Source organism: Verminephrobacter aporrectodeae subsp. tuberculatae At4 (assembly GCF_000193225.1).
In the GTDB taxonomy this organism is placed as follows: Bacteria; Pseudomonadota; Gammaproteobacteria; order Burkholderiales; family Burkholderiaceae_C; genus Acidovorax; species Acidovorax aporrectodeae.
In genome coordinates this window covers 1-7,069 of the sequence record NZ_AFAL01000509.1, presented here as the reverse complement: position 1 = coordinate 7,069, position 7,069 = coordinate 1, and the positions used below count along the sequence as shown (strand labels likewise).

Annotated in this window: 7 protein-coding genes and 1 pseudogene; 6 read left to right on the top strand and 2 right to left on the bottom strand. The window is 67.9% G+C overall.

The features are described 5' to 3' along the window. Positions 1-257: hypothetical protein (locus VTU_RS35025; RefSeq protein ID WP_236610778.1), on the top strand; the 257-nt coding region annotated here is incomplete at its 5' end. 206 nt (positions 258-463) lie between these two features. Here the strand turns inward: VTU_RS35025 and VTU_RS0117365 are convergent. After that, entirely contained in the window at positions 464-1,267 is an 804-nt protein-coding gene (locus VTU_RS0117365) for an exodeoxyribonuclease III (protein ID WP_010106506.1), read from the bottom strand. Here VTU_RS0117365 and pyrE point away from each other — a divergent pair. Next, a complete protein-coding gene (pyrE, locus tag VTU_RS0117360) occupies positions 1,215-1,976 on the top strand; it encodes an orotate phosphoribosyltransferase (RefSeq protein WP_236610777.1) in 762 nt (253 codons plus the stop codon). The two genes, VTU_RS0117365 and pyrE, sit on opposite strands and share 53 nt — an antisense overlap. Before the next feature lie 29 nt (positions 1,977-2,005). Further along, positions 2,006-2,650 (top strand): DUF4124 domain-containing protein, encoded by a 645-nt coding sequence (locus tag VTU_RS0117355; protein WP_010106502.1) that lies wholly within the window; start codon positions 2,006-2,008, stop codon positions 2,648-2,650. 34 nt (positions 2,651-2,684) lie between these two features. On the opposite strand, the gene VTU_RS0117350 is transcribed toward VTU_RS0117355, so the two are convergent. Then, entirely contained in the window at positions 2,685-3,887 is a 1,203-nt protein-coding gene (locus VTU_RS0117350) for an ABC transporter substrate-binding protein (protein WP_010106499.1), read from the bottom strand. Positions 3,888-4,144: 257 nt separating this feature from the next. Here VTU_RS0117350 and VTU_RS0117345 point away from each other — a divergent pair, with 257 nt between their 5' ends. The 3 genes and pseudogenes from VTU_RS0117345 to VTU_RS27890 form a co-directional block, all read left to right on the top strand. Continuing rightward, positions 4,145-5,737, top strand: coding sequence for an ABC transporter ATP-binding protein (locus tag VTU_RS0117345; RefSeq protein ID WP_040893064.1), 1,593 nt, complete (start codon positions 4,145-4,147; stop codon positions 5,735-5,737). Continuing rightward, positions 5,730-6,809, top strand: coding sequence for an ABC transporter permease (locus VTU_RS0117340; protein ID WP_010106495.1), 1,080 nt, complete (start codon positions 5,730-5,732; stop codon positions 6,807-6,809). The genes VTU_RS0117345 and VTU_RS0117340 overlap by 8 nt, the downstream gene beginning before the upstream one ends. Before the next feature lie 66 nt (positions 6,810-6,875). Beyond that, positions 6,876-7,069 (top strand): annotated as a pseudogene (locus tag VTU_RS27890) (ABC transporter permease); the annotation flags it as partial.

The window sequence follows — 7,069 nt, the reverse complement described above, 5'->3', positions numbered from 1 at the left end:
GCATCGAGGCTGGAACGCAGTTTGTCGGCGGCGGTCCAGAGCTTTTTTTCCAAGTCAGTGAAGAATTGTTGTTCGATGGGATTCATTGCTTGCCAGGGTCTGGTTGGTCTTCGGTCATGCGCTCAGGGGGCTGGGTCGGCGGGTTTTGCGTACCGCCGATGTCGAAGCGCCATCGGACGCGGCCCAAGTTGGCCCAGATCCGGAAGCTGATGCACGAAGCGCGGTGGATTATGGTCTGCGGCGCGGGCGCTTGGTAGTTACATGAGCGACACGATTGCCGCAACCGTGCGCTCCGGCTGCTATGCATTGCGGGGCTGACGGGCCTTGCACCAGTTGTCCGTGCCACTGGCCCCACACGCAACGGCACACCGCCGGGCTTGTCGCCGCCCGGGTCGGCGGGGTTGGGCCGATCGTTGATCGCATCCCACAGAGCAGCGAGCGACGCAGGCAGTGCCGCCCGGTCTTACAGGGACAATTCGTAGTCCACCGTGACGGGTGCGTGGTCAGAAAATTTCTCCCCCTTGTAGATCGATTCGGTGCGTGCCAGCGCAGCGAGCGCGGGGGTGGCCAAGTGGTAGTCGAGCCGCCAACCCACGTTGTTTGCGTAGGCTTGGCCTCGGTTGCTCCACCATGTGTAGGCGCTGTCGGTGGCGGCGGGTTGCAGCTGACGGTAAACGTCAACGATTCCGCCCCCTGCGTCCGATTTGTGCAGCAACTTTGTCATCCAGGCGCGCTCTTCTGGCAAGAAACCGCTGTTTTTCTGGTTGCTGCGCCAGTTTTTCAGGTCGATTGGCTGGTGCGCAATGTTTACGTCGGCGCACAGGATGAATTCGCGCTCCCCCTTGACGCGCATGAGGTGCGGATGAAACTCATCCAGAAAGCGGAACTTGGCCTGCTGGCGCTCGTCGCCCGACGAGCCACTGGGAAAGTAGGCGCTGATGATCGACAGCTTGCGCGCGGGCGTGTCGAAGCGCAGTTCCACGTAGCGCCCCTCGGCGTCGAATTCCGCGGAGCCGTAGCCGACGAGCACGTCCGACGGCTCGTGGCGGGTGTAGACGCCGACGCCCGAGTAGCCCTTTTTCTCGGCGAAATGAAAGTGCCCCTGCAGGTCCGCCAGGCGCTCGAACCGGTGCGCCACGTCGGCCGCCTGCGCCTTTACTTCCTGCACGCAAATACAATCGGGTTGTGTGGTTGCCATCCAATTTTCCACGCCCTTGCTGGTGGCCGAGCGGATGCCATTGAGATTGAGGCTGGTTAACCTGAACAAGGATTTCCCCTATGGTGGATGTTGGTGCGCCCCCCCTGAACCGGGCCGGCTGGCGCAGGATTTCGTGCGTTTTTCCGTCGCGTCGGGCGTGCTGCGCTTCGGAGAGTTCAAGACCAAGGCGGGGCGCCTGAGCCCTTACTTCTTCGATGCCGGCCTGTTCGACGACGGCAGCAAGCTCGGCCGGCTCGCGCAATTCTATGCACAAGCCCTGCGCGCCAGCGGTATCGGGTTCGACATGGTGTTTGGCCCGGCCTACAAGGGGATTCCCCTGGCCGCGACGGTGGCGGTGGAACTGGCCCGGCAGGGGCGCAACGTGCCATTTGCATACAACCGCAAGGAAGCCAAGGACCACGGGGAGGGCGGCACCCTGGTGGGCGCCCCGCTCGCGGGGCGGGTGCTCATCATCGACGACGTGCTCTCGGCGGGTACCGCCGTGCGCGAGTCCATCGCCCTGATCCGCGCCGCCGGTGCCACGCCTTGCGCGCTGGCGATCGCGCTGGATCGGCAGGAGAAGACGATAGAGAACGGCCGGGACGCAGAGCACAGCGCCGTCCAGTACGTGCGCCAGCAATTGGGCATGCAGGTTTGTTCCATTGCGCAGCTGGCAGATTTATTGCTGCATCTGGCCCAGGATGGAATCGGGGGCGCGCGTCCCGTGTACGAAAAAATGTTGGCCTACCGACAGCGCTATGGGGTCAGCGGGGAGTGAGTGATTTGAATACGAGATCGGTATGCATCATGGGAGGGGCCCTGCTGGCTGCCCTGGGCAGCGCTTGCGCGCAGGCGCAGGGCGCGAGCATCTACACCTGCGTGGATCGCAACGGGAATCGGCTCACCGCGGATCGGCTCATTGCCGACTGCCTGGACCGCGAGCAGCGCGAACTCGGGCCCTCCGGCATCGTGCGGCGGCAGATCGGCCCGTCGCTCTCGGACCAAGAGCGTGCAGCGCAGGAGACCCAGCGTCGCCAGGAGGCCGAAGCACGCACGCGCGCGCTCGATGAGCGGCGCCGCGAGCATGGCCTGATCGCGCGCTACCCGAACAAGGCGGCGCACGACGTGGAGCGCGCCGCGGCGATTCAAGTGCTCGACAACGTCACCGCCACGGCCGAGGAGCACATTGCCGAGCTGAAACAGCAGCGCCAGGCGCTGGACGCAGAGATGGATTCTTACAGGAAGAACCCGGATAAGGCGCCCGTGGCGTTGCGCCGCAGGATCGCCGAGAACGCAGAGGGCATGACCGAGCAGCTGCGCTTCGTTGCGGGTCAGGAGCAGGAAAAGCAGCGTGTGCATCAGCGCTTTGACGCCGAGCTGGTGCAGTTGCGCCGGCTGTGGAACGCGCAGCCGACGGCGCAGGGTGCGTCTTCCGCAGAAGTGGCGCGCTGATGGCGGCCGCTGCGCGCGTCTGCGGTTCGGGCTTTCAGCGGACGAACCGTCCCGTGGGCCCCACCATCGTGATTTCGACAAAGCGCGAAGCGCTGCGCTCCGGCGTGCTGGCGTCGATCTCGTAGCCGCCCAGGTCCCACTTCTTGAGGCTCCAGGTGGCTTCGATGAAGGCGGCGCGCGTGGGGTTGCGGCCGGCGCGTTGCAGCGCCTCGGCAAACACGCGCGCGTTGATATAGCCCTCGAGCGCCGCGTGCGTCGGATCGGCCGCTACGCCCGACGCTTTCCAGGCCGCCTGAAAATCGCGCACCACCGGGGTGACCACGTTCGAGGGCAATGGGACCACTTGCGTAATCACCAGCCCCGTGGCATTTGCGCCCATGGCCTTCACGGTGGCGGAGCTCACCGACAGGGCGTACAGCGTCACGCTGCGATCGATGGCGCGCATGGCCTTGACGAACTCCAGCGTGGGCAGGCCTGCGAGGCCGAGCACAAGGCCCCCAAAATGACCGCCCGCCAGTTTCGCGGCCGCAGCGCCCGCGTCCGAGGCGCTGGCGTCCACCGGCACGGCGATCGCCTCGGGCAGCTTGAGCCGGTCCAGGAACTGCTTGGCTGCATTGAGCACCTCCTGGCCGAACGCGTTGTTCATGTAGGCCACGCCGATGCGCTGTATGCCGATGGTGACCAGGTGCTGCATCAGCTTGCTGGTCTCGTCGGCATAGCTGGCGCGGATGTTGAACACGTTGCGCGCGTTCTTCGGGTGGGCCAGCTGCGCGCCGGTGAAGGGGGCGAAGAAAGGGATTCCGCTCTCGATCACCTTGGGCATCATGGCGCCGATCGTCGGCGTGCCCATGCAGGTAAAGAGCGCAAAGGTATCGCGGTCGGCAAGAAACCGCTCCATATTCGCCACGGCCTTGGGCACCTCGTAGGCGTCGTCCTGCGTCAGCAGTTCGATGCTTCTGCCGTGCACGCCGCCACGCGCGTTGATGGCCGCAAACGCGGCCTTGCCGCCCTGGGCGAGGGCCGTGCCGTTTTCACCCTGCGCCCCGGTGAGCGCCACGGACTGTCCGATCTTGATCGTCCCCTCCTGCGCCCGGCTACTGCGCATGCCGATCCAGGGCAGACCAACGGCCGCGGCTGCGAGCAGGCGGCGCCGGTCCATGCGCGCTGCATGGAGCGTGTGCGGTGCGGGGCGACACGCGGGCTGGGCGGGGCCTGCGGGCAGGCGGTCGTTGGGCATGCGGCTCTCCTGGAGTGGCCCGGACCAGCGCATTGGCTGTGGGGGATGGGGGCATTATTCCGGCTGCGCGCGGTATTTCCTGTGTTGCTGTGTGTCCCTGTGTGTCCCGGTGTTTTCCTGTGTTTTCCGGGCTGCTCACCGTGCGAGACAGCCGGCGTTGACGGCCCCGTAGCCAAGGCCCCGGGCCCGCCGTCTGCCGGCCCTGCAGCGTCCACGGCAGCTGAGCGGGTGCAGCAAACCAAGAGACAATCCCGGGCATGAATCCACCCCCCGCCTCCGCCGCTCCGGGCACGGCGCCGCCCCGGTTGCAGCTCACGGGAATCACCAAATGCTACCCGGCGGTCGTAGCCAATAACGGCGTCTCGCTCACGGTGCAGCCGGGCGAAATCCACGCGGTGCTGGGCGAAAACGGCGCGGGCAAGTCCACGCTGATGAAGATCATCTACGGCGCGCTCCAGCCCGACGCGGGCCACGTGCACTTCGACGGACACGCGGTGCAGCTGCGCGATCCGCAGCAGGCGCGCGCGCTGGGAATTGCCATGGTGTTCCAGCATTTCAGCCTGTTCGACAGCCTCACGGTGGCCGAAAACGTGTGGCTCGGGCTGGACAAGGGCCTGTCGCTGGCCGATACGCGCGGCCGCATTGCGGCCAAGGCGGCCGAGTACGGTCTCGACGTCGATCCCCTGCGCCCGGTGCACACGCTCAGCGTGGGCCAGATGCAGCGCGTGGAGCTCATCCGCGCGCTGCTCACGCGCCCCCGGCTGCTGATCCTCGACGAGCCGACCTCGGTGCTCACGCCGCAGGCGGTGGAAAAACTCTTCCTCGTGCTGCGCCGCATTGCCCGCGAGGGCTGCAGCATCCTCTACATCAGCCACAAGCTGCACGAGATCCGCGCGCTGTGCACGGCCTGCACCGTGCTGCGCGGCGGCCGGGTCAGCGGTGTATGCCAACCGGCCGAGGAGTCGAATGCCTCGCTCGCGCGCCTGATGACCGGCGCCGAGCCACCGGCGCTCGCGCAGCGCGCGGCCTGCGCCGGCGCCGTGCTGCTGCGCGTGCAGGGCCTGTCCGTGCCGCGCGCCGACCCGTTCGGCGTGGACCTGAGCGGGCTGCAGTTCGACGTGCGCGCCGGCGAGGTGCTGGGCATCGCCGGCGTTTCGGGAAATGGGCAGAAAGAGCTGCTCCAGATCCTGTCGGGCGAGGACCGGCGCGCCGCGCCCGCGAGCGTCCAGGTCGCGGGCCGCGACGCGGGCCCTATGGGCCCGGGCCAGCGCCGCGCCCTGGGGCTGCACTTCGTTCCCGAAGAGCGCCTGGGGCGCGGCGCCGTCCCCGCCATGGATTTGGCGCACAACCTGTTGCTCACGCGCAGTGACGCGCTCGGGGGTGGCGGCTGGATCCGGATGCGCGCGCTGCGCGCGCAGGCCCGGGCGGTCATCGCGCGCTTCGACGTAAAGGCCAGCGGGCCGCACACGCTGGCCCGGTCGCTGTCGGGCGGCAACCTGCAAAAGTTCATCGTCGGCCGCGAAATCGACGCCAGGCCCCGGCTGCTGGTCATCGCGCAGCCCACCTGGGGCGTGGACGTGGGGGCCGCCGCGCAGATCCACAACGCCATCCTGGCGCTGCGCGACGCGGGCAGCGCCGTGCTGCTGCTCAGCGAGGATCTGGACGAATTGTTTGCCCTCTGCGACCGGCTGCACGTGCTGGCCCAGGGGCGGCTGTCGCCCTGCCAGCCCCGCTCCCAGGCCACGCCGGCGCGCATCGGCGAATGGATGAGCGGGCTGTGGCACGCCGGGACGCAGGACCCTGCGGCCCCACGGCACACACAACACACGCAGCAGGGGCAACATGCTTGAGCTGCAACCGCGCTCCCGGGACTCCAGGCTCTGGGCCTGCGGCTCGCCCCTGCTGGCGCTGGCCGTGACGCTGCTCGTCGGCGTGGCCCTGTTTGCCGCGCTGGGCAAGGACCCGGTGCGCGGGTTGCAGATGTTCTTCTGGGAGCCCGTGAAGACGCCCTACGCCCTGGGCGAGCTCATGGTCAAGGCGACGCCGCTGCTGCTGATTGCGCTCGGGCTGGCGCTGTGCTTTCGCTCCAACGTCTGGAACATCGGCGCCGAGGGGCAGTTCGTCGTCGGCGCCGTCGCCGCCGGCGGCGTGGCCCTGCTCGCCGACAAGAGCACGGGGCCCTGGATCGTTCCCGCGCTCCTGCTCGCCGGTGCGCTCGGCGGAATGGCCTGGGCGGGGCTCACGGCGCTGCTGCGCGACCGGTTCCACGCGAACGAAATTCTGGTCAGCCTGATGCTGGTCTACGTCGCCGTGCAATTGCTCGGCTACCTGGTCCATGGGCCCTGGAAAGACCCCATGGGCTACAACTTTCCGCAGACCAGGACCTTTGCGCAGGCCACGCAGATCCCGCGGCTGGTTCCGGGTTCGCGCATGACCGTCGGCCTGTTGCTGGCGCTGGCCGGGGCCGGGGCGCTCTGGGTGTTCCTGTTCCGCACCCGTGCGGGATTTGCGCAGCAGGTCGGTGGGCTGGCCCCCGCAGCGGCCCGCTACGCGGGCTTTTCACCACGCCGGGCGCTGTGGACTGCGCTGCTGGTCTCGGGGGCGACGGCGGGTCTGGCGGGGGCGCTGGAAGTGGCCGGTCCGATCGGCCAGCTCACGCCGCACGTGCCCTCGGGCTACGGCTTTGCGGCCATCATCGTGGCCTTTGTCGGGCGCCTGCACCCGCTGGGAATGATCCTCTCGGCGATTCTGATGAGCATGTTCTACATCGGCGGCGAGCTGGCGCAGTCGCGCCTGGGCCTGCCCAAGTCGCTCACGAACGTGTTTCTCGGGCTGCTGCTGTTCACGCTGCTGGCCTGCGACACGCTGATCGCGTACCGCGTGCGCCGGGTTGCCACCCGAAGGAGAGGGGGAACGACATGAGAGACCGCGCTCGTCACCGCGTGTATTCGCCGCCCGCCCGTGGGGCAGCCCGGCGGGGCGCCTGAGATGGAATCCCATGCGCTCCTGATCGGCGCCACGCTGAGCGCCGGCACCGTGCTGGCGCTTGCGGCGCTGGGTTTGCTGATCAACGAAAAGGCCGGTGTCGTGAACCTGGGTGCCGAGGGCATGATGCTCTGCGCCGCCCTTGCGGGCTTTGCCACGGTGGTGCATACCGGCAGCGCCTGGCTGGGCTTTGCCGC

Coding starts and splice junctions, on each gene's coding strand:
- VTU_RS0117350 (WP_010106499.1), bottom strand. CDS start 3,887: ATGCCCAACGACCGCCTGCCCGCAGGCCCCGCCCAGCCCGCGTGTCGC.
- VTU_RS0117355 (WP_010106502.1), top strand. CDS start 2,006: ATGGGAGGGGCCCTGCTGGCTGCCCTGGGCAGCGCTTGCGCGCAGGCG.
- VTU_RS0117340 (WP_010106495.1), top strand. CDS start 5,730: ATGCTTGAGCTGCAACCGCGCTCCCGGGACTCCAGGCTCTGGGCCTGC.
- VTU_RS0117345 (WP_040893064.1), top strand. CDS start 4,145: ATGAATCCACCCCCCGCCTCCGCCGCTCCGGGCACGGCGCCGCCCCGG.